This is a genomic window from Escherichia sp. WS3063 (genome assembly GCF_046486595.1).
GTDB lineage: Bacteria > Pseudomonadota > Gammaproteobacteria > Enterobacterales > Enterobacteriaceae > Escherichia > Escherichia coli.
On record NZ_JBJQKY010000024.1, the window covers coordinates 34248 to 57192 of the forward strand.

Annotated in this window: 22 protein-coding genes; 11 read left to right on the plus strand and 11 right to left on the minus strand. The window is 49.9% G+C overall.

Features of this window, described 5'->3' with window-relative positions:
* The first annotated feature begins 41 nt into the window (after window positions 1-41).
* On the plus strand, window positions 42-1136 hold the full coding sequence (gene ddlA / locus ACJHYW_RS19465) for a D-alanine--D-alanine ligase (protein ID WP_000413677.1): 1095 nt from the start codon (window positions 42-44) through the stop codon (window positions 1134-1136).
* A gap of 23 nt (window positions 1137-1159) precedes the next feature.
* Here the strand turns inward: ddlA and ACJHYW_RS19470 are convergent, their stop codons facing one another.
* Window positions 1160-1372, minus strand: coding sequence for a DUF2754 domain-containing protein (locus tag ACJHYW_RS19470; RefSeq protein ID WP_001295334.1), 213 nt, complete (start codon window positions 1370-1372; stop codon window positions 1160-1162).
* A 259-nt stretch (window positions 1373-1631) separates the two neighbouring features.
* Between ACJHYW_RS19470 and ACJHYW_RS19475 the strand changes: the two genes are divergently transcribed.
* Window positions 1632-1940 (plus strand): YaiY family protein, encoded by a 309-nt coding sequence (locus ACJHYW_RS19475; protein WP_000763151.1) that lies wholly within the window; start codon window positions 1632-1634, stop codon window positions 1938-1940.
* Window positions 1941-1997: 57 nt separating this feature from the next.
* Here the strand turns inward: ACJHYW_RS19475 and yaiW are convergent, their stop codons facing one another.
* Together yaiW and sbmA are read right to left on the minus strand one after the other, a co-directional pair.
* Entirely contained in the window at window positions 1998-3092 is a 1095-nt protein-coding gene (yaiW, locus tag ACJHYW_RS19480) for a surface-exposed outer membrane lipoprotein YaiW (protein WP_000092047.1), read from the minus strand.
* A 12-nt stretch (window positions 3093-3104) separates the two neighbouring features.
* Entirely contained in the window at window positions 3105-4325 is a 1221-nt protein-coding gene (sbmA, locus tag ACJHYW_RS19485; protein ID WP_001304845.1) for a peptide antibiotic transporter SbmA, read from the minus strand.
* A gap of 351 nt (window positions 4326-4676) precedes the next feature.
* On the opposite strand from sbmA, the gene ampH reads away from it, so the two are divergent.
* Entirely contained in the window at window positions 4677-5834 is a 1158-nt protein-coding gene (gene ampH / locus ACJHYW_RS19490) for a D-alanyl-D-alanine-carboxypeptidase/endopeptidase AmpH (protein WP_000830741.1), read from the plus strand.
* Here the strand turns inward: ampH and iprA are convergent, their stop codons facing one another.
* Window positions 5835-6458: a hydrogen peroxide resistance inhibitor IprA gene (gene iprA, locus ACJHYW_RS19495; protein ID WP_001295817.1), complete on the minus strand. Its 624-nt coding sequence runs from the start codon at window positions 6456-6458 to the stop codon at window positions 5835-5837.
* A gap of 85 nt (window positions 6459-6543) precedes the next feature.
* Window positions 6544-9495 carry an autotransporter outer membrane beta-barrel domain-containing protein gene (locus tag ACJHYW_RS19500; protein ID WP_000556423.1) on the minus strand — a complete coding sequence of 984 codons (2952 nt, stop codon included), beginning with the start codon at window positions 9493-9495 and terminating at the stop codon, window positions 6544-6546.
* A gap of 525 nt (window positions 9496-10020) precedes the next feature.
* On the opposite strand from ACJHYW_RS19500, the gene hemB reads away from it, so the two are divergent.
* Window positions 10021-10995, plus strand: a complete 975-nt coding sequence (hemB, locus tag ACJHYW_RS19505) for a porphobilinogen synthase (protein WP_001295337.1) — start codon at window positions 10021-10023, stop codon at window positions 10993-10995.
* Window positions 10996-11034: 39 nt separating this feature from the next.
* Here the strand turns inward: hemB and tauD are convergent, their stop codons facing one another.
* Genes tauD through tauA form a run of 4 tightly spaced genes read right to left on the minus strand, consistent with a single transcriptional unit; the run spans window position 11035 to window position 14449 of the window.
* Window positions 11035-11886 carry a taurine dioxygenase gene (gene tauD, locus ACJHYW_RS19510; protein WP_000004024.1) on the minus strand — a complete coding sequence of 284 codons (852 nt, stop codon included), beginning with the start codon at window positions 11884-11886 and terminating at the stop codon, window positions 11035-11037.
* Entirely contained in the window at window positions 11883-12710 is an 828-nt protein-coding gene (tauC, locus tag ACJHYW_RS19515; protein WP_000114579.1) for a taurine ABC transporter permease TauC, read from the minus strand. Before tauC ends, tauD begins: the two co-directional genes overlap by 4 nt.
* Window positions 12707-13474 carry a taurine ABC transporter ATP-binding subunit gene (gene tauB / locus ACJHYW_RS19520; protein WP_061092857.1) on the minus strand — a complete coding sequence of 256 codons (768 nt, stop codon included), beginning with the start codon at window positions 13472-13474 and terminating at the stop codon, window positions 12707-12709. Before tauB ends, tauC begins: the two co-directional genes overlap by 4 nt.
* A gap of 12 nt (window positions 13475-13486) precedes the next feature.
* Window positions 13487-14449 carry a taurine ABC transporter substrate-binding protein gene (gene tauA, locus ACJHYW_RS19525; RefSeq protein WP_061092856.1) on the minus strand — a complete coding sequence of 321 codons (963 nt, stop codon included), beginning with the start codon at window positions 14447-14449 and terminating at the stop codon, window positions 13487-13489.
* 615 nt (window positions 14450-15064) lie between these two features.
* Between tauA and ACJHYW_RS19530 the strand changes: the two genes are divergently transcribed.
* The 7 genes from ACJHYW_RS19530 to fghA all read left to right on the plus strand — a co-directional run bounded on the left by ACJHYW_RS19530 (window position 15065) and on the right by fghA (window position 20805).
* On the plus strand, window positions 15065-15736 hold the full coding sequence (locus tag ACJHYW_RS19530; protein WP_000362022.1) for a PIG-L deacetylase family protein: 672 nt from the start codon (window positions 15065-15067) through the stop codon (window positions 15734-15736).
* Between the two features lie 9 nt (window positions 15737-15745).
* Complete coding sequence (locus tag ACJHYW_RS19535; protein WP_000860421.1) at window positions 15746-16942, plus strand: glycosyltransferase; 1197 nt, start codon at window positions 15746-15748, stop codon at window positions 16940-16942.
* Window positions 16920-17501 carry an acetyltransferase gene (locus ACJHYW_RS19540; RefSeq protein WP_072146072.1) on the plus strand — a complete coding sequence of 194 codons (582 nt, stop codon included), beginning with the start codon at window positions 16920-16922 and terminating at the stop codon, window positions 17499-17501. The genes ACJHYW_RS19535 and ACJHYW_RS19540 overlap by 23 nt, the downstream gene beginning before the upstream one ends.
* Window position 17502: 1 nt before the next feature.
* Window positions 17503-18276: a YaiO family outer membrane beta-barrel protein gene (locus tag ACJHYW_RS19545; RefSeq protein ID WP_000596108.1), complete on the plus strand. Its 774-nt coding sequence runs from the start codon at window positions 17503-17505 to the stop codon at window positions 18274-18276.
* Window positions 18277-18460: 184 nt separating this feature from the next.
* Window positions 18461-18736: a formaldehyde-responsive transcriptional repressor FrmR gene (frmR, locus tag ACJHYW_RS19550; protein WP_001141271.1), complete on the plus strand. Its 276-nt coding sequence runs from the start codon at window positions 18461-18463 to the stop codon at window positions 18734-18736.
* 34 nt (window positions 18737-18770) lie between these two features.
* Entirely contained in the window at window positions 18771-19880 is a 1110-nt protein-coding gene (gene frmA / locus ACJHYW_RS19555) for an S-(hydroxymethyl)glutathione dehydrogenase (protein ID WP_000842102.1), read from the plus strand.
* Between the two features lie 91 nt (window positions 19881-19971).
* A complete protein-coding gene (gene fghA, locus ACJHYW_RS19560) occupies window positions 19972-20805 on the plus strand; it encodes an S-formylglutathione hydrolase (RefSeq protein WP_000419076.1) in 834 nt (277 codons plus the stop codon).
* Between the two features lie 124 nt (window positions 20806-20929).
* On the opposite strand, the gene ACJHYW_RS19565 is transcribed toward fghA, so the two are convergent.
* Window positions 20930-21469: a DUF2058 domain-containing protein gene (locus tag ACJHYW_RS19565; RefSeq protein ID WP_001096710.1), complete on the minus strand. Its 540-nt coding sequence runs from the start codon at window positions 21467-21469 to the stop codon at window positions 20930-20932.
* 101 nt (window positions 21470-21570) lie between these two features.
* On the minus strand, window positions 21571-22782 hold the full coding sequence (gene mhpT, locus ACJHYW_RS19570; RefSeq protein ID WP_001361921.1) for a 3-(3-hydroxy-phenyl)propionate transporter MhpT: 1212 nt from the start codon (window positions 22780-22782) through the stop codon (window positions 21571-21573).
* Window positions 22783-22945 lie beyond the last annotated feature (163 nt).

The window sequence follows — 22945 nt, forward strand, 5'->3', positions numbered from 1 at the left end:
GTAATGTATGCACTTTGTGTTAGACGGGATAGGTTTTTAAGATGGAAAAACTGCGGGTAGGAATCGTTTTTGGTGGTAAATCAGCGGAACATGAAGTGTCTCTGCAATCGGCAAAAAACATTGTCGATGCCATTGATAAAAGTCGCTTCGACGTTGTGCTGCTGGGCATTGATAAACAAGGGCAATGGCACGTCAGCGATGCCAGCAATTATCTGCTAAATGCAGACGATCCTGCCCATATTGCGTTGCGCCCTTCGGCGACCAGCCTTGCGCAGGTGCCTGGTAAACATGAACATCAGCTTATCGACGCGCAAAACGGTCAGCCGTTGCCGACGGTGGATGTCATTTTCCCGATTGTCCACGGTACGCTGGGCGAAGATGGTTCCTTGCAGGGAATGCTGCGGGTCGCCAATTTACCGTTTGTAGGTTCTGATGTTCTGGCTTCAGCGGCCTGTATGGATAAAGATGTCACCAAACGTCTGCTGCGCGATGCCGGGCTGAACATTGCGCCATTTATTACCCTGACGCGCGCTAATCGTCACAACATCAGTTTTGCCGAAGTGGAGTCTAAACTGGGGTTACCGCTGTTTGTAAAACCGGCTAATCAGGGCTCTTCTGTTGGTGTCAGCAAAGTAACCAGTGAAGAACAGTACGCAATTGCCGTCGATCTGGCGTTCGAGTTCGACCATAAAGTGATCGTTGAGCAAGGGATCAAAGGTCGTGAGATCGAATGCGCAGTTCTGGGCAACGACAATCCGCAAGCCAGCACCTGTGGCGAGATCGTACTAACCAGCGATTTTTATGCCTACGACACCAAGTACATTGACGAAGATGGCGCGAAAGTGGTTGTTCCGGCAGCCATTGCGCCAGAAATCAACGATAAGATCCGGGCGATTGCCGTTCAGGCCTATCAAACGTTGGGATGCGCAGGCATGGCGCGTGTAGACGTGTTTTTAACCCCAGAGAACGAAGTGGTGATCAACGAGATCAACACCCTGCCTGGCTTCACCAACATCAGTATGTATCCGAAGTTGTGGCAAGCCAGCGGTCTGGGTTACACCGACCTGATCACGCGTTTGATTGAGCTGGCGCTGGAGCGTCACGCTGCAGATAACGCACTGAAAACCACAATGTAATATTCAAACGCCCGGTAATATTCTTATTGGGCGTTTTCAGTTTCTTCATCGCGACGACGAATAATCAACCCCGCCAGCCAGAAACTAATCACCCACGTCACCAGACCGACGGCATAGGTCTGCCAACCTTTTGCTTCAAATCCCAGTAACCCCACCACGCCATTAAGAATGAATATAAGGCCAATGGCGAACGCATAGTAGTGCCAGTCACGGCGGATTTTTACAGGCAAGTTCATGGCAGCTCCGTTAACGAAAAACAACATCCTTGCATATTCTGTAACAACTGTCTGTGGGGTAGACAACACTTTCGCATTTGTTAATAAATTTAACTTAAGGTTGCCATTTTGTGACTCACAACGAAGATTCACGCTTCGGGAATATTCCCAACATCAATTTACCATGATTCTGATATTGACAATCTTAATGACCTGTCAGACTTGCCATAAGCCGCTGGTATCACACCAGAAGAGAAGCAGATGACTTCCGGAGGTTTTTATGGCTGATTTCACCCTGTCAAAATCGCTGTTTAGCGGAAAATATCGCAATGCCTCTTCAACGCCTGGCAATATTGCCTATGCGTTGTTTGTGCTGTTTTGCTTTTGGGCTGGGGCGCAATTGCTGAACCTGCTAGTGCATGCGCCCGGCGTCTATGAGCGTTTAATGCAGGTCCAGGAAACAGGTCGCCCACGGGTGGAAATTGGTTTAGGTGTCGGCACCATTTTCGGGCTGATCCCGTTTTTAGTTGGCTGCCTCATTTTTGCAGTAGTGGCGCTATGGCTGCACTGGCGACATCGCCGCCAGTAAGATTTACTTGCCAGATAGGACCTAAAACGCTTTATCTGGCATGACATTCCTGTTTGATCACTGTTTCATACAACGCGCCCGCCGTTCGTCTACGCGCTTCGCAAACCAGGCCGTAGTCAGGTTGCGGGTGATTTTCGGGCTTTCCAGTTGAATGCCAGGCAACATTTCGCGGGGTAGTGATTTACCCGTTTTCGCTTCGGCAAGTTGATAAACTTTCTTGTACAGCGCCGTCTCCTCAAAAGAGAAGCTGTCCCCTTTCTCTAACTGGCGGCGAATTTCACTGTCGCTCATCCCCAGTTTTCCCGCCAGTTTGCGCGTTGCCAGTTCGGTTTTCCCGGGCTCTTTACTGTCGTAACGAATTAAATCACCGTCCAGTGCCAGCTTCACGCCGCTGACCTTACTGACCGCGTTCTGAAACGCGGCATTACGGCTGGCGTACCAGCCAGCGTTAAAATCAGCAAAACGGTATATCGGCGCGCTATAGCTGGCGGGATAATTCAGTAAATGGTAAGTACCAAACCACAACCCGCCGCGACGACTGAAGACTTCCTGACGGACTGTACCGTCCATTTTCCACGGATACCCTTTGGTATGCTGTTCGGCAAAGGCAATGCTGACCTGCATCGGCCCACCGGTGCGCACCGGATTAAGCGAACCAAACAACGTCTGCCCCATTGGCACCATGCTGATCAGATCGTCAAAAATCGCGCTCAATTGCTTTTCAGTACGCACCGAATCTAACCGTTCGCTATAGCTTTTGCCGTTTGGCGATTTGATTTTTAGCGCGGTATGCACCAGAAAAGCAGGAATGTGCATCCGTTCAGCACGACGGTCAATCTCTTGCCAGGCGATCTTGCTTAAGCCCGGAACAGCCGGATCTGCCTGATAATTTGACTCCTGCTGCGCCACCGCCAGCACCGAGCAGACGTTTTCCAGCGTCGGTGCCAGCCCCTGACTTTCAAACGTGGTGGCGAGATCTTTCGCCCAGGCATCGCGGTCTTTCACGCTCGCAGGCATCTTCTGCCGCACGACGCTCGCCACATCTATCGCTTTTTCGCCCTTTTTCAACGGTTGCGGAGCCTGACTACTACACCCCGCTAAAACCAGAACCGCCAACAATGACAGCGAAGATAGATGATTGACGCGCGACATTACTTCTCCTTTTTAGCTCAAGGTATGGGTTACTTCCTGAATTTTGTCACCATCCAGCTCATGTTCAAAGCTGCGCAGACGTTTGTAGATAGACATCAACTCAACCAGTGTGGTCCATGAGTTAATCAGGTACTGGAAAGCTCCGCGAACCTGACCAAAAACGTTGGTAATCTGCGTCATCAGGCCGAGCGTAATCGTACCGGCAACAATTGACGGAAACAGCAAGAACAAACCGAAAACGTTATCGACCTGCAAATAGAGAATGCGGGCGATATTGAAATACATATAGTGAAAATAGAGGCGGAAATAGTTTTTCCGTACGGCGCTAAAAAGCTCGCGTACCGTAGGCGGCGTCGCGCGCGTGGCATCGTCTTCACCATAAACCAGCTCTTTACGGTAGGCAGCCTCTACACGCTGGTTTTTAAACTCCAGCCCCGGCAGTTTGATCCCTACCACTGCCAGTAATCCGGTCCCCATCAGCGACCAGACGATAGCGGCAATCACCAGACCATACGGAATGTGCCCGACAATCGGCAGCTCCGGCACATGCGCGGAGAGCGTGACCAGCACCGGCAGGAAGGCGATCAACGTCATGATGGCGTTGATAAAACTGACGCCCATATTCTCCAGCGTTGAAGCAAAACGCATGGTGTCTTCCTGCACACGCTGTGCGGCACCTTCGATATGACGCAGTTGTTGCCAGTTCGCCATGTAATATTCGTTCATCGCTGTACGCCAGCGGAACACGTAGTGACTGACAAAGAAGTTGTTCAGCACACTGATCACTACCGCGATCAGCGCAATCCCCAGAAAGACGCCCACTTCGCGGTAAAATTGTTCGATGGTGACTTTATGCGGCGAACTTAGCGCGGTTTGAATCAGATCATAGAACGGCGCATACCAGGCGTTGACGGCGACCCCGACTTCCACCAAAAACCAGGTGACGAAGATGATCAGTGCAGTACCGAGTATTGACCAATATTGCCAACGATGCGGGCTATAGATAAACCAGAACAATGCAAAAAGTCCTACGCAAACAATGTAGTAAGCGTAAAAAATCAGGAAATCCAACGACCAGAAACGCGCGGCGCTAATCGGGATCTGCCCGGAAGCTCCGGTGATACGCGCCACCCAGTCACCCCCACCGGCTTGCCAGAAGATAACGGCAATCAATGCCCAAACAAAGGCCGAGAGAAAAAACGTTCCCGGCTTTGGGAAAAAAGACTTAAACATATGCACTCCTGCTAACTTCTTATCGTTTTAACAACTGCTGTGTATTAACCGCATGACCGCTACAAAGCGTCAGCCAAATGAAACCGCCCATTGTGACCCATAGCAAGGCGCTTAGTTCGCCAGCCTGAGCATAAGAATTGTTTCGACGGATTTCACAAACCAAAGATTGTTTACATAAGCGGATTAACACGCGCAGGATCACAAATGCAGGCATTGGTGAGCAGGAAAAAGATCGTGTTTACGCGCCGTTACGTTTTTAACACTATTATTGCACTAATTCGCCCTTTGCAATCCATCAATGAGTAGTATAAATACGCTCAGTTACCTTCATTCAATTTATGGACACCACCGTTGAAACGTAGTCTGCTTTTTTCTGCCGTGCTGTGTGCGGCGTCATTGACCTCCGTCCATGCGGCGCAGCCGATCACTGAACCGGAGTTTGCCTCTGATATTGTCGATCGTTATGCCGATCATATTTTTTACGGCAGCGGTGCCACGGGGATGGCGCTGGTTGTTATCGACGGTAACCAGCGCGTCTTTCGCAGTTATGGCGAAACGCGACCTGGTAATAACGTTCGCCCGCAGCTGGATTCGGTCGTGCGTATTGCTTCCCTCACCAAGCTAATGACCAGTGAAATGCTGGTGAAATTGCTCGACCAGGGGACCGTGAAGTTAAACGATCCGCTAAGTAAATATGCTCCGCCAGGCGCACGCGTGCCAACCTACAATGGGACGCCCATTACGCTGGTGAATCTAGCAACCCATACCAGCGCCCTGCCCCGTGAACAGCCCGGTGGCGCGGCACATCGTCCGGTATTTGTCTGGCCAACGCGCGAGCAACGCTGGAAATACCTTTCCACTGCCAAACTAAAAGCCGCGCCAGGCAGTCAGGCGGCGTACTCTAACCTTGCGTTCGACCTGCTGGCAGATGCACTGGCGAATGCGTCCGGCAAGCCTTATACCCAGTTGTTTGAAGAGCAGATTACCCGTCCATTGGGGATGAAAGACACCACCTACACCCCCTCACCGGATCAGTGCCGCCGTTTAATGGTTGCTGAGCGCGGTGCCAGTCCGTGCAATAACACGCTGGCGGCAATTGGCAGCGGCGGCGTCTATTCCACGCCTGGCGATATGATGCGCTGGATGCAGCAGTATTTGTCATCTGATTTTTATCAGCGCAGTAATCAGGCAGATCGCATGCAGACGTTGATTTATCAGCGCGCGCAGTTTACGAAAGTGATTGGCATGGATGTCCCCGGCAAAGCGGATGCGCTTGGTTTAGGCTGGGTATATATGGCCCCGAAAGAGGGTCGTCCGGGGATTATTCAGAAGACAGGCGGTGGTGGCGGTTTCATTACCTATATGGCGATGATCCCGCAGAAGAATATTGGCGCATTTGTGGTGGTCACTCGTTCGCCATTGACGCGCTTTAAAAATATGAGCGATGGCATCAATGACCTGGTGACCGAACTGAGCGGGAATAAGCCGTTGGTCATCCCCGCGTCCTGATTAATACTCTGAAGGCAAACGGTTGATAGCGACCAGTTTGCCTTTATTCATTTCGATATAGCCGCCTTTACGTAAAGCAGCGAGAACTTCTGCGACGACAGAACGCGATATGCGTGTACGTTGATGGATATAATTCATCACACCAATACGTGAGCGTAATTCTTCATTCCAGTCAATCATTGATAATAACGTTGCGCGGATTTGTTCGTAGGAATTATGCCCAATGAGCTGTACGTCACGTAATTCCAGAATTCTATTTTGCCAGGCTAACCAGTAAAAAGCGTCTCGCCAGAGTTGATTTTGTTCAATAAGGGTGATGGTTTGTTTGGCTGGCAGATGATATCCCGTACAATTTCCTTCTGATATTAATTTGTATGGTATATCGTTTTTCATTAAACCATCAGCTAACCCCATAATATAAGGAGCCTGGGTAATACCGATAAGTACGTTTTCTTCTCTACGCAGAGAGATAACGCCCTCTAAAATAACGAAAGTATCTTCGCTATTGACATCACTTGAAAATATAACTTGCTTTTCATTATTAAACTCGAAGCGCGTGCCATATCTGGACAAACATTTATCGAGCTTACCAAATTCCTGAAGAGGTTTAACTACAGATAACATTTGCGCGTCCTTTGCAGTAATGCCCGTCAAATCCTTGACGGGCATTATTTAGATTAAATAACCTATTTCTTCAGAGTGAAGAATATTACCAGGTATATTTAACACCCACGTTCGCGGACCAGTCTTGATCTACGTCACCACCACCGAGGTAGTTAGCATCGGTATAGGCGCTGAAGTTCTTGGTGAAGCTGAACTGAGTACCCAGACCAACACGTACCGCAGACCCTTCAGTACCGTTATCGATGGAATCACCGTTCACATCGTTATGGTTGTTAGAGTCGTCGTAAACGTAAGCCAGTTTGAAGTACGGAGTCAGAGCCTGGTCTTCGCTGTAGGTGAAGGTATAACCTGCATCTACACCCAGTTCATAACGCATGCTGTCGTAAGACTGACCGTCAACTTTCATGTTGTTGCTCAGCTGGTAGTCATCACCAGACTGGAACAGACCAGAAACGCTGCCGTAAGGAGTCACGTAACCTGCATCACCCAGTTTGAAGTCGTAACCGGCTTTCAAACCAAAGCCCCAAGCGTCGGAGTTGGTGCTGCCGTCAACGTAAGTACCGTTGCTCATGGTTGCAGACAGGTCGTTGTTGAAGTGAGAGTAGCTCAAGCTACCGTCAACAAAGACGTTGTTCGCGAAGTGAGCAGAAGAGTAGATGTAGGCAGTCTGGCTGTCTTGATCCACCTGACCAGAACGGTCATTCATGTCACCTTTAGCGAAGCCTGCAGCCGCACCGACGATCCACTTAGCGTTGTTACCGTCAATTTTGGTATCAACACCGACCATGATGCCGTTAACATCCTGATCATAGTTGATGGTGCCATTGTCGCCGTTGAAGTTACCACCGAAGTAGCTTACCCATGCGCCGCCGTTATCAGCCAGGCCATGACGAGAGTTGGTCAGACGAGTACCAACGGTGTCTTGTTCCAGGTTCCAGATATTGGTGTTCGCAGACGGGATGCTCAGCGCCATGTTAGCGTAGTCGGTCAGCTCCATCTGTTGCAGAACAACGGTGTTACCACGCTGCTCAGCCTGATAGGTGTATGCACCCAGGTCAGCTTTGTTAGCAGCAGAGAAGGTCGCGTTGCTGTTGACGTCGTTTACGTAGATAATTTCTTTATCTTTGTAATCAGCGATAGCGCCAGCGCCAGTTGCGTTGTCGATACGAACTTTGTAGTTACCGGTTGCAGCAACAACGTTGTCTACAGAGCTGTTATCCAGTTCAGTACCGTTGTCTACGTCGCCGTTACCATTGATAGTCAGGTGACCATCAGAGTTCATAGCAACAATACCGTAACCGTAGTTAGACTTGGAAGTATCCCACGTACGGTCGTTCACCAGGTCAGCGTTCAGAACGTAATCGCTGCTGTTGATGTCGAACACACCAGAAATTACGTTGCCGTTATGGTCAGCAATGTTGCCGCTGGTCAGTTCCAGTTTATCAGTACGGAAAGCTTCAGTATCGAACTGATCAACATTCACATCCAGCACACCACCGTTAGTCACAGTGATAGTATTGGTATACAAATTAGAATAATTATTCCAACCAGTAGATTCGGTTAAATTAACGGTACTGTAGCTATCAACAGTCAGGTGGTCTGTAGCAACCACGCCATTTGCACCAATATTCAGTGAAGAACCGTTGGTTAAACCAATGGTATCTGATACCAGAGAGGAATCAGTAACATTTACCTGAGAGCCATTATTTACAGCTAATGTATCAATTACTGAACTATTAACGGTATTCCATTCTGAACTATTGTTCAGTGCTACGTTAAATACGCCGCTCTGGAATACTTTGTTGTCAATAATACGGCCCCAATCATTAGCTTCGATGGTGGCACCAGGGGTCAGGCTGTTCGGCGCAACGTCATACATATCTGCCGGAGCAATTACTTCAGCACTCATGTTTGCTGAACCAACCCACTTACTACCGTTATTCAGAGTAATGTTCAGTTCGTCAACGTTCTGAGCGTCATCAACCCAACCGCCGTTGGTATCAAGGACGCCGTCGCCGTTGCTGTCATGGCCGGTGGAATAGAAGAATACGCCATCGTTATTCCAGTGACTTGTAAATTCGACATCACCCAACAGAGTTGAATGGTCAAAGTTTACATTGTTTTTCATGGAATAATTTGAGCCAGCATTGTCAGTGAATGACAGTGCTACGTCATTCTGGCCACCATTACCAGCGTAATCACTTGGTTCAGCAGATTTACCGAAGAAGCCATCACTTTCTTCCAGCGGAGTCTGTGATCCTGAAGTTACAGTGGAATTAGACACATTGATGTTGTTGTCCCACTGATGATATTCGCTAGTATAAGTTGTGTTGCTTGTATTGCCTTCAGACAGCGCAATGCCAGCTACACGGGAGTTGTTGGTAATATTGATATTGCTTTCAACATCAAGATTTACTGCAACACCCAGAGCGGTATAGAACGTTTCATTGGTTGACTTAGATTTATCACCATCGAGATGTGTGTCAGTGAAGTAAAGAGCTTCATAGTCATCATCAATGGTGGAATTGGATACGTTCAGAGTGAATACGTCACCATCGTACCAATTGTAGTCAAGGTCAGTAGTGGTTCCGTTATTGAAAGTATAGCCATTATAACCTTCAGGCGTAATGCTGTAATAACCAAATGGCAGTTCAGAAGTGATTGACCCATGAATTACTGAATTGCTGATATCTACCTGGTTAACAGAACCGCTAGCGTAATCATGATTCAAGTAATAAGTAGAAATGGTACCGTTAACGGTATCGCCTTTAAAGACTGTATCGAAATCGCCATTGGCATTGTTATAGTAAACAAAACCATTGTAAGTTACGTAGTTACCATCTGAACCCATCGGGTCCATGCCGCCAGCATCGGCAATTCCATCATTGTCGGTGTCATACGGCCAAACTAAATCGGTCGTGGTGTTGTCATGATACCCCCAGGTATCATAGTTTGCTGCATTAGCCTGAGAGGTGATAGCCAGAGTGCAAGCCAATGCTAATTGTGATACTACAAGTTTCTTTTTCCAGGAGTGCATTTGTCATCCCTCCTCAGGGACGTAATAAGTTGATCCATCAATTATCAATGCATAGAAAACATATTATGTTTCGCGTTTACGATTATGCGGCGTTATAGAGGAATGGTTCAATTATTCTTTCCTCTAAGTCCGATTGCGGACATATATAAAGCACGTGAACACACACAAAGAAAGAAATAACAAAAACACAATATTTCAATACGTTAATGAAAGCGTTAATTTTAAAATATAGACCATGAAAATACAAAACACACAAAACAGACAAATAATGTATCAATAAGCAATGAACTTTAAGTCATTCACTTTTTGAAAACGTCACCAAATCTCCAAAAACAATAATCTATAGCTATAAATAAAAATTAAAAATATTTTCAATGAATATAAATTTATTGCTATTTCTATTACAAAGATGTCCTGACCTCTCATTCATTCTCTTCTTGTCAACATCGCGACAACTTTCGTAAAACATCCCCACCCTGCTTCAGGTATACTATGCCCCTCGATTCCACAAACATCAGGCAGACCATGACCGACTTAATCCAACGCCCTCGTCGCCTGCGCAAATCTCCTGCGCTGCGCGCTATGTTTGAAGAGACAACACTTAGCCTTAACGACCTGGTGTTGCCGATCTTTGTTGAAGAAGAAATTGACGACTACAAAGCCGTTGAAGCCATGCCAGGCGTGATGCGCATTCCAGAGAAACATCTGGCACGCGAAATTGAACGCATCGCCAACGCCGGTATTCGTTCCGTGATGACTTTCGGCATTTCCCACCATACCGATGAAACCGGCAGCGATGCCTGGCGGGAAGATGGACTGGTGGCGCGGATGTCGCGCATCTGCAAGCAGACTGTGCCAGAAATGATCGTTATGTCAGACACCTGCTTCTGTGAATACACATCTCACGGTCACTGCGGTGTTCTGTGCGAGCATGGCGTCGACAACGACGCGACTCTGGAAAATTTAGGCAAGCAAGCTGTGGTTGCAGCTGCTGCAGGCGCAGATTTCATCGCCCCTTCCGCTGCGATGGATGGTCAGGTACAGGCGATTCGCCAGGCGCTGGACGCTGCGGGCTTTAAAGATACGGCGATTATGTCGTATTCGACCAAGTTCGCCTCCTCCTTTTATGGCCCGTTCCGTGAAGCTGCTGGAAGCGCATTAAAAGGCGACCGCAAAAGCTATCAGATGAACCCAATGAACCGTCGTGAGGCGATTCGTGAGTCACTGCTGGATGAAGCCCAGGGCGCAGACTGCCTGATGGTTAAACCTGCTGGAGCGTACCTCGACATCGTGCGTGAGCTGCGTGAACGTACTGAATTGCCGATTGGCGCGTATCAGGTGAGCGGTGAGTACGCGATGATTAAGTTCGCCGCGCTGGCGGGTGCTATAGATGAAGAGAAAGTTGTGCTCGAAAGCTTAGGTTCGATTAAGCGTGCGGGTGCGGATCTGATTTTCAGCTACTTTGCGCTGGATTTGGCTGAGAAGAAGATTCTGCGTTAATGATCATTATGCCGGGTTATCCAACCCGGCATTTCTCCCTTACCCCGCCCGATAAAACGGTTTATCCCCAAGAATCGTCGCCCGATGCATAATCCGCCGCTGTGGCAGGTAATCCGCATTGGCATAGTGCTGGGTCACGCGGTTATCCCAAATCGCGATATCATTTGGCTGCCAGCGCCAGCGCACCTGAAACTCCGGTTTGGTGATATGGGCAAACAAAAAACCTAACAAGGCTTCGCTCTCTTTCTCGCTGACATCAACAATTCGCGTGGTAAAGCCTTCATTCACAAACAGCGCCTGTTTACCGCTCACCGGATGCGTTCGCACCACCGGATGTAGCAACGGCGGATTTTTCGCGACCGCCTCGCGCCAGCGTTGATGCTCCTCCTCGGTTTTGCGGTATTTGTATTCCGGGAACGATTTACGGAAATCATGCTCCGCACGCAACCCGCTCAGCAGCTGGCGGAAGGGAACAGAGAGCGCCTCATAGGCCGCAATACCGCTGGTCCAGAGCGTATCGCCGCCGGTCGAGGGTAACTCTTTTGCCGCCAGAATCGCCCCTGCGGGTGGCGTTTCAATAAATGTCACATCGGTATGCCAGTTGTCGTTATCCGGCGGATTATCGTTATGAGTATCCAGGACGATGATCTCGTCAACCCCTTCGGCATGAGGGTAAACAGGATGAATATGCAGTTCGCCAAAACGTTGGGCCAGCGCGCGTTGCTGCTGCGGCGTAATAGCTTGATCGCGCAGAAACACCACCTGATGGCGCAGCACCGCATGGTAAAGCTGTTCAAACTGATTATCGCTTAACGGGCGCGTCAGGTCGGCACCCGAAATTTGTGCGCCAATATACGGCCCCAGCGGGGTAATGCTCAGACGTTCACTCATTGTACTTCTCCATGCCAGGGCGTCAGGCGGCGCTGTAACGCGCGCAAACCCAGTTCTAAAAGAAAAGCGATAATCGCAATCACCGCGATCCCCGCCAGCACCACGTCAGTCGCGAGAAATTCACCCGCTGACTGAACCATAAATCCTAAACCGCGCGTCGCGGCAATCAGCTCCGCCGCTACCAGCGTAGACCAGCCCACACCCAGACCAATGCGTAATCCGGTGAGGATTTCCGGCAGCGCACCGGGCAAAATAACAAACCACAGCACCTGCGCACGACTGGCACCCAGCGACTGGGCGGCACGAATGCGAACCTGCTGCGCGCTTTTCACCCCCGCCAGCGCCGACATCGCCACAGGTGCAAAAATCGCTAAATAGATCAGTAAGATCTTCGAGGTTTCGCCAATACCAAACCAGATCACCATCAGCGGCAAATAAGCCAGCGGCGGCACCGGACGATAAAGCTCGATTATCGGATCCAGAATGCCGCGCACCGTCGGGCTTAGCCCCATGGCGATCCCGACCGGAATACCGATCAACACCGCCGCGAGTAGCGCCAGCAAAATGCGCGTCAGGCTGGCTGCCAGATGCTGCCACAGCGTGGCGTCCATAAATCCCTGCGGTCCGGCAATGGTGAGCAGTTTTGCCAGGACCTGTTGCGGTGGCGGCAAAAACAGCGGGCTAATCAGTTGCAGCGCCGCCACCGCCCACCATACAGTGAGTAAAACCGCTAACGTGCCAATGCTTAAGGTCACCTGACGCGAGAGCGGCCAGCGCCATTTCAGCCGATGCGAATGCAGTTTTTCATTAATGAGCACACTCATGAGAATGCCTCCCGTTGCTCAAATACGCGGCTTAAAACATATTCGCGCATGGCGATGAATTGTGGATCGGACTTGATGCTGCGGCTCGGTTCCCCGGCAACAAAGCGGCGAGCAAAGTTGAGCGGCAGCCGCTCCAGCACGCGGCCAGGGCCGGATGAAAGCAGAACCAGTTCAGTCGCCATAAACACCGCTTCTTCTATATCGTGGGTAATCAACAGCACCTGCTTGCCCGTCTCCTGCCAGAGTTTCAGCAGCAGGGTTTGCATCTGATCGCGGGTGAAGGCGTCCAGCGCGCCAAACGGTTCGTCGAGTAATAACAGCTGGGGATTCGCCGCCAGCGCGCGGGCAATCCCTACCCGCTGACGTTGACCGCCGGAAAGCTGCCAGATATAGCGTTTTTCTGCGCCTTCCAGCCCCACTTTTTTCAGCATCTGGTGCGCGATTTCCAGTCGCTGTACTTTCTCTACACCTGCCAGTTGCAGGCCGAATGCCACGTTGTCCTGTACATTGCGCCACGGTAGTAGCCCTTCATTCTGAAAAACTACGCCACGCTCTGCTCCCGGTCCCTCAATACGCTTACCCGCCAGTTGAATGCTGCCATGCTGATAAGGCACAAAACCGGCAATCAGATTCAGCAAGGTGGTTTTGCCGCAGCCAGACGGCCCCAGCACCACCAGTAGCTCGCCGCTTTCCAGCGTCAGGTTGATATCTTCCAGTGCCGGTTTGCCGCCATAATCGGCGTAAAGATGAGAGATTTGCAGCATCTGCGCCTCCTTTTATTGCACGAAGCGCGAGGTCACGTACTGGCTGTAATCATTCGCCACGGCAGGGACTTTGCCCTGATCTTTCAAAAACTGCGCGGTGTCGATGATCGCTTTGTTCACCGATCCGGTCAGTTCTGCCGTTTGCTGCTGCGGCGTCAGATAGGTATTCCCCTTCACCAGCCCCGGAACGTCACCTTCAGGCACGCCGCTTAACCGCGCCAGTTTGCTGATGTTTTCCGGCTGTTTCAGCCACGCGTCTGGGTTAGCAATGTACGGTTGCTGAGCATCGATGGCGCTTTTAGCGAACGCTTTCACGACCTCAGGATGTTTCTCGGCAAAATCTTTGCGCACTACCCAGACATCCAGCGTCGGCGCACCCCACTGCCCGACCTGTTCAGAATCGGTCAGCACCTTGCCGTCTTTTTCCAGGGCGTTAACCGCCGGTGCCCAGACATAAGCACCATCAATGTCTCCCCGCTGCCATGCAGCGATAATCGCGGGCGGCTGCAGGTTCACAATCTCCACTTGCCCGGGTTTAATACCCCAGTGTTTCAGCGCCGCCAGCAGGCTGTAGTGGGTGGTGGAGATAAACGGTACGGCGATGCGCTTGCCAATCAGATCTTCCGGTTTGCTGATAGTTTTCTTCACCACCAGCGCTTCGGAGTTACCCAGTTTTGACGCCAGCAAGAAGACTTCAATCGGCACCTGTTGGCTGGCTGCAACCGCTAACGGGCTGGAACCGAGGTTACCGATTTGGACATCGCCTGAAGCCAGCGCCCGCACGATGCTGGCTCCGCTGTCAAACTTACGCCAGTCCACGGTTGCTCCGCTTTCTTTAGCAAAGGTGTTGTCGGCCTGAGCCACTTTCGCCGGTTCGGCTGAGGTTTGATAGGCCACGGTGACGTTCACCGCCTGTGCCTGAAAAGCGATGAATGCCAGTGCGGCAAGAAGTGTGTTACGCGATGAAATTGCCATGATTGTCTGCTCCCCTGTCTTGTTATGGGAGCAGTATTCAGGAATAAAAACATTCATTAAAAGAATTAGTCGTTATCGCACAGATGATTTTATTCTTAGCAAAAAAACGGCAAAGGAAAGATTAAATATGCAATGACTCCGTTCTAACAATTGGGAAAATTACTACACTTCATTTTAGTGATGCATAAACAACCACATTACGAGATTTATTACTTCATTATTTCTATCAATATCAATACATATAATAAAACTATTATATTCGCATTATATATATCACTGTATCATTCTCAATCACTCGCATATTACATTCACATAATGTATATAAACAATACTTGTTCACAGAACATATTTTTTAAATGCAATTAATTGACAAACTAAATCACATCTAAATACAATGTATAAAACAAAATAACTATACATACCAAACACACAAACACTTAACATATGAATTGCATAAAAACATTAACCAGTCGCCCCCCCGGATCTGAAAGCCCTGGCTTTTCAATTATTAGCAACATTTAACACTTATAAATTAGCATCTGGCTGCGCCAGAGATTACGTCTCTGAGTGCATCGTTGTGCTTGTAGTATAATAAATAAAATGGAGTGTCATTAAGTGGATAAGGTTTTAGATTCAGCCCTCCTTTCTTCGGCAAATAAAAGAAAGGGTATCCTTGCTATTGGCGCACATCCTGACGATATAGAATTAGGCTGTGGCGCATCGCTTGCTCGTCTTGCGCAAAAAGGAATTTATATCGCAGCCGTGGTGATGACTACCGGCAACTCTGGCACAGATGGAATAATCGATCGCCATGAAGAATCGCGCAACGCCCTAAAGATATTAGGGTGCCACCAAACTATTCATCTTAATTTTGCTGACACCCGCGCTCATTTACAGCTCAATGATATGATTTCCGCCCTGGAAGACATCATTAAAAATCAAATTCCGTCTGATGTAGAAATCATTCGTGTATACACCATGCATGATGCTGACCGCCATCAGGATCATCTTGCAGTCTATCAAGCCTCAATGGTTGCCTGCCGAACTATTCCACAAATTCTCGGCTACGAAACCCCAAGTACCTGGCTTTCATTTATGCCTCAGGTTTTTGAATCCGTTAAAGAAGAATATTTCACAGTCAAACTTGCTGCATTAAAAAAACATAAAAGCCAGGAACGACGCGATTATATGCGTCATGATCGCCTGCGTGCAGTTGCACAATTTCGCGGGCAACAGGTCAATAGCGATCTGGGTGAAGGCTTTGTAATTCATAAAATGATTCTTTGAGCAAATTGCATGAAAACCTGGATATTTATCTGTATGGCCGTAGCAATATTGCTATGGTTCCTGAGTACGTTAAGGCGTAAGCCCAGCCAAAAAAAAGGCTGTATTGACGCCATTATACCTGCGTATAACGAAGGCCCGTGTCTGGCGCAGTCACTGGATAATCTGCTGCGTAACCCTTATTTTTGCCGGGTAATTTGCGTTAACGACGGCTCCACGGACAATACCGAAGCGGTCATGGCGGAAGTCAAACGCAAATGGGGCGACCGCTTTATTGCCGTCACGCAAAAAAATACCGGTAAAGGTGGTGCGCTGATGAATGGCCTCAATTACGCCACCTGCGACCAGGTTTTTTTAAGTGATGCCGACACCTATGTTCCGCCCGATCAAGACGGAATGGGCTATATGCTGGCAGAAATAGAGCGCGGTGCTGATGCCGTAGGCGGCATTCCCTCTACTGCGTTGAAAGGCGCGGGTCTGTTACCGCACATCCGCGCGACCGTAAAGTTGCCGATGATTGTTATGAAGCGCACGCTACAGCAGCTCCTGGGCGGCGCACCGTTTATTATCAGCGGTGCCTGCGGGATGTTCCGTACTGATGTATTGCGTAAGTTCGGTTTCTCTGATCGTACTAAAGTCGAAGACCTTGATCTCACCTGGACATTGGTGGCAAACGGCTATCGTATTCGGCAGGCGAATCGCTGCATCGTATACCCACAGGAATGCAACAGCCCGCGTGAGGAATGGCGTCGCTGGCGGCGTTGGATTGTGGGCTACGCGGTCTGTATGCGCCTGCATAAAAGACTTTTATTTAGCCGCTTCGGTATCTTCAGTATATTTCCTATGCTGTTGGTTGTGCTTTATGGCGTTGGGATTTATCTCACTACCTGGTTTAATGAATTCATCACCACCGGGCCGCATAGTGTGGTGTTGGCAATGTTTCCGCTTATCTGGGTCGGCGTAGTTTGTGTTATTGGTGCTTTTAGCGCCTGGTTTCATCGTTGCTGGTTGTTGGTGCCTTTAGCGCCGCTTTCCGTTGTGTATGTATTATTAGCTTATGCCATCTGGATTATTTATGGACTTATTGCCTTTTTTACTGGACGCGAACCTCAGCGCGACAAACCCACCCGCTATTCCGCACTGGTGGAAGCGTCAACCGCTTATTCCCAACCTTCTGTCACAGGAACTGAAAAACTTTCTGAAGCTTAATGTTAAAGAGAAAAATATTCAGATTGCAGACCAGGTAATTATTGATGAAACTGCAGGTGAAGTTGTTATCGGCGCGAATACCCGTATTTGTCACGGTGCCGTTATTCAGGGTCCGGTAGTGATTGGCGCAAACTGCCTGATAGGTAATTATGCGTTTATTCGTCCTGGCACAATAATCAGCAATGGCGTAAAAATTGGTTTCGCCACCGAAATTAAAAATGCGGTTATTGAAGCGGAAGCAACGATTGGTCCGCAATGTTTTATTGCCGACTCGGTAGTCGCAAACCAGGCATATTTGGGCGCACAAGTACGTACCAGTAATCATCGTCTGGATGAACAGCCCGTGTCTGTTCGAACTCCAGAGGGAATTATCGCTACCGGATGCGATAAATTAGGTTGTTATATCGGACAGCGTTCACGCCTTGGCGTACAAGTTATTATTTTGCCTGGGCGAATTATTTCCCCGAACACGCAACTTGGCCCGCGCGTGATTGTAGAACGTAATTTACCTACCGGAACTTATTCACTCCGACAAGAACTTATCCGTACAGGAGATTAAAATGATAAAACGGACGTTATTAGCGGCGGCCATTTTTAGCACATTGCCCGCTTATGCCGGGTTAACTTCCATTACCGCGGGCTACGATTTTACCGATTATTCTGGCGATCATGGCAATCGTAATTTAGCGTATGCTGAACTGGTGGCGAAAGTTGAAAACGCAACGCTGCTTTTTAATCTTTCCCAGGGGCGTCGTGATTATGAAACTGAACATTTCAATGCCACTCGCGGTCAGGGTGCGGTCTGGTATAAATGGAATAACTGGCTGACAACCCGAACGGGTATTGCCTTTGCGGATAATACGCCGGTCTTTGCCCGCCAGGATTTTCGTCAGGATATTAACCTGGCACTGTTGCCAAAAACGCTTTTCACGACCGGTTATCGCTACACTAAATATTACGATGATGTCGAAGTCGATGCCTGGCAAGGCGGCGTATCCCTCTATACTGGCCCGGTGATCTCCAGCTACCGCTATACCCATTATGACTCCAGCGATGCAGGTGGTAGTTACAGCAATATGATTTCCGTGCGTCTGAATGACCCGCGCGGCACTGGTTATACGCAACTATGGCTAAGCCGCGGAACAGGCGCTTACACCTATGACTGGACGCCAGAAACACGCTACGGCAGCATGAAGAGCGTCAGTTTGCAACGTATTCAACCGCTGACTGAGCAACTTAATCTCGGGCTGACGGCAGGTAAAGTGTGGTACGACACCCCAACCGATGATTATAACGGTCTGCAACTTGCAGCCCATCTGACCTGGAAATTCTAATTCCTTCTGCCGCCCGCTATCCGGGGCGGCCTTCCCTGCCGATTAGCCCCCCCTTTCCTCTTTGTTTTCCGACCACATTCACCGGATAAATTTTATTCTCCAGTGTTATATACTATAGGGGGGTATGCATTGACATATAGCATACCCCCCTATAGTATATTGCGTGCAGATGATGAGGTGCGAAATGCCCAGTACTCCGGAAGAGAAGAAAAAGGTCCTTACTCGAGTTCGTCGTATTCGGGGGCAAATTGATGCTCTGGAACGGTCGCTGGAGGGTGATGCCGAATGCCGTGCCATACTCCAACAGATCGCTGCCGTTCGGGGCGCGGCTAACGGGCTGATGGCAGAAGTGCTTGAAAGCCATATCCGGGAAACGTTTGACCGAAATGACTGCTACAGCCGCGAAGTCAGCCAATCCGTTGACGACACTATTGAACTGGTTCGTGCCTATCTTAAATAGCTGAATCTATTACCATATTGAGGAAGAGCGAGAGATGAAATCACGTGCTGCCGTTGCATTTGCTCCCGGTAAACCGCTGGAAATCGTTGAAATTGACGTTGCACCACCGAAAAAAGGTGAAGTGCTGATTAAAGTCACCCATACCGGCGTTTGCCATACCGACGCATTTACCCTCTCCGGCGATGACCCGGAAGGTGTATTCCCGGTAGTTCTCGGTCACGAAGGGGCCGGCGTTGTGGTTGAAGTCGGTGAAGGCGTAACCAGCGTCAAACCTGGCGACCATGTGATCCCGCTTTACACCGCAGAGTGCGGCGAGTGTGAGTTCTGTCGTTCCGGCAAAACCAACCTCTGTGTTGCGGTTCGCGAAACCCAGGGTAAAGGCCTGATGCCAGACGGCACCACCCGTTTTTCTTACAACGGGCAGCCGCTTTATCACTACATGGGATGCTCTACATTCAGTGAATACACCGTGGTCGCGGAAGTGTCTCTGGCCAAAATTAATCCAGAGGCAAACCACGAACACGTCTGCCTGCTGGGCTGTGGCGTGACCACCGGTATTGGCGCGGTACACAACACGGCTAAAGTCCAGCCAGGTGATTCTGTTGCCGTATTTGGTCTTGGCGCGATTGGTCTGGCAGTGGTTCAGGGCGCGCGTCAGGCGAAAGCGGGACGGATTATCGCTATCGATACGAACCCGAAGAAATTCGATCTGGCGCGTCGCTTCGGTGCTACCGACTGCATTAACCCGAATGACTACGACAAACCGATTAAAGATGTCCTGCTGGATATCAACAAATGGGGTATCGACCATACCTTTGAATGCATCGGTAACGTCAACGTGATGCGTGCGGCGCTGGAAAGTGCGCACCGCGGCTGGGGTCAGTCGGTGATCATCGGGGTAGCTGGTTCTGGTCAGGAAATCTCCACCCGTCCATTCCAGTTGGTCACCGGTCGCGTATGGAAAGGTTCCGCGTTTGGCGGCGTGAAAGGTCGTTCCCAGTTACCGGGTATGGTTGAAGATGCGATGAAAGGCGATATCGATCTGGAACCGTTTGTCACGCATACCATGAGCCTGGATGAAATTAATGACGCCTTTGACCTGATGCATGAAGGCAAATCCATTCGAACCGTAATTCGTTACTGATTTCCCGCAGGTTTACCCGTCCAGTTCAGACGGGGTTCTTAATACTCTCCCCGGGCAGCCGCCCGGGGGATTAACCGTGAGATAATGACTGATGGAACTCATTGAAAAACATGCTAGCTTTGGCGGCTGGCAAAATGTGTATCGGCATTATTCCCAATCACTGAAATGTGAAATGAATGTCGGCGTCTATCTCCCACCAAAAGCCGGGAATGAAAAATTACCGGTGCTGTACTGGCTTTCGGGCCTGACCTGCAACGAGCAGAATTTCATTACTAAATCGGGGATGCAACGTTACGCGGCGGAGCACAACATTATTGTTGTTGCGCCAGACACCAGTCCGCGAGGCAGTCATGTCGCAGATGCCGACCGTTACGATCTCGGGCAAGGTGCCGGGTTTTACCTGAACGCAACGCAAGCGCCGTGGAATGAACATTACAAAATGTATGATTATATCCACAACGAGCTGCCGGATTTAGTGATGCAACATTTTCCGGCAACGACCAGAAAGTCTATCTCAGGTCATTCTATGGGCGGGCTGGGCGCGCTGGTGCTGGCGTTACGTAATCCAGATGAATATGTCAGCGTCTCGGCATTTTCGCCCATTGTCTCCCCATCGCAAGTACCGTGGGGACAGCAAGCCTTTGCCGCATATCTTGGTGAAAATAAAGAGGCCTGGTTGGATTACGATCCGGTGAGCCTTATTTCACAAGGTCAACGCGTTGCGGAAATCATGGTTGATCAGGGGTTGAGTGATGATTTTTACGCAGAACAGCTGCGGACTCCAAATCTTGAAAAGATCTGCCAGGAGATGAATATCAAGACGTTAATCCGTTATCACGAGGGTTACGACCACAGCTATTATTTTGTCTCCAGTTTTATTGGCGAGCATATTGCGTACCACGCCAATAAACTGAATATGCGTTGATAATAGTGCACGACTGCCGGATGCGGCGTGAACGCCTTATCCGCCTACATTTCGCCTGGAAACCGTAGGCATGATAAGACTCGCAAAGCGTCGCATCAGGCATCTGCACATGATTTATCAATGTTTACCACATCAAATCATCAGGCACTTTGAAGTCAGCATACGGATCGTCTTCATCCTGCTCTTCGGCGCTGAGCGCGCTGTGCAACACAATACTGCTGGCATCACGCTGAGCAATTTTATCGGCAACGCTGGCGGGAATAATGGCGTATTCACCCTCACTATTGTTATCGACCAACAAGCGGGCAATAGCCAGACGACCATTAATCAACTGCGTTTGCGTGAGCTTATCGACAAAAATCTTCTTAATCAGATTGCCGTCAGTGAAGTTAAAACCAATATCGCCATTGGCAATGGTAATTCGGTTCATTTCAATGAGCTGCTTCACCTGGGCTTTATATTCTTTCGCCAACGCCGCTTGTTTTTGTTGCTCGCTAAGCTGTTTATCACGCTCAAGCTGTGCCTTTTTATTTTCTTCTACCGCCGCCCGAGCTTCACGCGCCTGAACACGCGATTTTTTCGCCGTTCTCTCGACCTTCGCCGCTTTTTTGCTGGTGACTAATCCTGCTTTGAGCAACTGCTCTTGTAAGGTAAGTTTTGCCATCTTTGTTTCCAAACCCGCTGAATAATTTTTAGCGAGTATACCTGTAAACGCCGTAGGTGTATTGGGGGGAAGTCCCTTTCGCCCCTGCTTAATAAGGCGCGTCAGGCATCTGCACACGGCTGCATTCGTGATCTCCGGCTCATCAAAATAAACACTGCCAGGCCGGCAACAAGAATACCCGGCGCAGAAGCGGCCATTACGCCAACCGTGCCAGTGCCTAATGCCAGCATTTTCCCGGCCAGTAACGGACCGCTCATAGCCCCCAGACGCCCTACCGCCACGGCTGTTCCCACACCTGTTGCGCGGATCTGCGAGCTGTAAAACAACGGTGCCAATGCATACAAAACGCTTTGCCCACCTGTCGCAAACAACCCCGCGACGAATCCCGCCAGCAACATACCGTTAAATGACGACACCGTTCCCAGCGCCAGCAGCGAAGCTAACATGTCGCTATAAATCAGTAGCGACATGGTTACTGGACGCAGCTTATCCATCAATGCGCCCAACATTAACGTCCCGCTTGCCGCCCCCATTTGCAGTGCAAACATCACCCCTGCCGCCTGCGATGGCTGGAATCCTTGCTCCACCAAAAGCAGCGGTAGCCAGTTGATCAACATGTAGACCACCAGCAGAGTGAAGAAATAACACAACCACAGCAGCAGCGTCGCGGTGGCCGTTTCTGGCGCAAATAACGCACGCAGTGGTGGCGCAGCCTGTTTTTCGCCAGCGAACACCGCCGACTCCGGCAGCCAGCGCATTAATAGCGGCACCAGAATCAACGGCACCACACCACCTACCCAAAACACCGTTTGCCATGCTAAGTTTGCCCCCGCGAAACCCAGTGTCGCCGCCAGCGCCGCGCCAATGGGAACACCGCAATACATCAGGCTCACTGCCGTCCCACGAAAACGTGGACCCGCGGCTTCAGACGTCAGGGCGATCAGATTCGGCAACGCCGCCCCCAGCCCGACACCGGTCATCAGCCGCGCAAAGACCAGTGAGGGGAAATCCCAGGCAATCGCCGTTGCCAGTGAGAACAAACCAAACAGCGCAACTGAGCCAATCAAAATGCGCTTGCGACCATAACGGTCCGCCAGCATTCCGCCAACCAACGCGCCGGGTAGCAAACCGAGTATTCCGGCGCTGAATATCCAGCCCATTTGCATTTTATCGAGTGCAAAAGCCTGGGCGATGCCACCCGCCGCAATGCCAGCCGCCTGAAGATCCAGCCCTTCCATCAGAGCGACCAAAAAACAAAGCCCGATGGTCAGCATCAGGCGGGATGAAGATGATGAAGGGGTACGAGTCGACATAAGATGAACCTCGTTGCGAGTACAGGTGAGTCGCGGCTGATACATTGCCAGCCGCGTAATCAGAACCATTTAATGACTGCCTACGGGCGAAATGTAGGCCGGATAAGGCGTTTACGCCGCATCCGGCAGTCGTGCTGGGATGGGCATACAAAATGCACGTTCT

Coding starts and splice junctions, on each gene's coding strand:
- ddlA (WP_000413677.1), top strand. CDS start 42: ATGGAAAAACTGCGGGTAGGAATCGTTTTTGGTGGTAAATCAGCGGAA.
- ACJHYW_RS19470 (WP_001295334.1), bottom strand. CDS start 1,372: ATGAACTTGCCTGTAAAAATCCGCCGTGACTGGCACTACTATGCGTTC.
- ACJHYW_RS19475 (WP_000763151.1), top strand. CDS start 1,632: ATGGCTGATTTCACCCTGTCAAAATCGCTGTTTAGCGGAAAATATCGC.
- yaiW (WP_000092047.1), bottom strand. CDS start 3,092: ATGTCGCGCGTCAATCATCTATCTTCGCTGTCATTGTTGGCGGTTCTG.
- sbmA (WP_001304845.1), bottom strand. CDS start 4,325: ATGTTTAAGTCTTTTTTCCCAAAGCCGGGAACGTTTTTTCTCTCGGCC.
- iprA (WP_001295817.1), bottom strand. CDS start 6,458: ATGTTATCTGTAGTTAAACCTCTTCAGGAATTTGGTAAGCTCGATAAA.
- ACJHYW_RS19500 (WP_000556423.1), bottom strand. CDS start 9,495: ATGCACTCCTGGAAAAAGAAACTTGTAGTATCACAATTAGCATTGGCT.
- hemB (WP_001295337.1), top strand. CDS start 10,021: ATGACCGACTTAATCCAACGCCCTCGTCGCCTGCGCAAATCTCCTGCG.
- tauD (WP_000004024.1), bottom strand. CDS start 11,886: ATGAGTGAACGTCTGAGCATTACCCCGCTGGGGCCGTATATTGGCGCA.
- tauC (WP_000114579.1), bottom strand. CDS start 12,710: ATGAGTGTGCTCATTAATGAAAAACTGCATTCGCATCGGCTGAAATGG.
- tauB (WP_061092857.1), bottom strand. CDS start 13,474: ATGCTGCAAATCTCTCATCTTTACGCCGATTATGGCGGCAAACCGGCA.
- tauA (WP_061092856.1), bottom strand. CDS start 14,449: ATGGCAATTTCATCGCGTAACACACTTCTTGCCGCACTGGCATTCATC.
- ACJHYW_RS19535 (WP_000860421.1), top strand. CDS start 15,746: ATGAAAACCTGGATATTTATCTGTATGGCCGTAGCAATATTGCTATGG.
- ACJHYW_RS19545 (WP_000596108.1), top strand. CDS start 17,503: ATGATAAAACGGACGTTATTAGCGGCGGCCATTTTTAGCACATTGCCC.
- frmR (WP_001141271.1), top strand. CDS start 18,461: ATGCCCAGTACTCCGGAAGAGAAGAAAAAGGTCCTTACTCGAGTTCGT.
- frmA (WP_000842102.1), top strand. CDS start 18,771: ATGAAATCACGTGCTGCCGTTGCATTTGCTCCCGGTAAACCGCTGGAA.
- fghA (WP_000419076.1), top strand. CDS start 19,972: ATGGAACTCATTGAAAAACATGCTAGCTTTGGCGGCTGGCAAAATGTG.
- ACJHYW_RS19565 (WP_001096710.1), bottom strand. CDS start 21,469: ATGGCAAAACTTACCTTACAAGAGCAGTTGCTCAAAGCAGGATTAGTC.
- mhpT (WP_001361921.1), bottom strand. CDS start 22,782: ATGTCGACTCGTACCCCTTCATCATCTTCATCCCGCCTGATGCTGACC.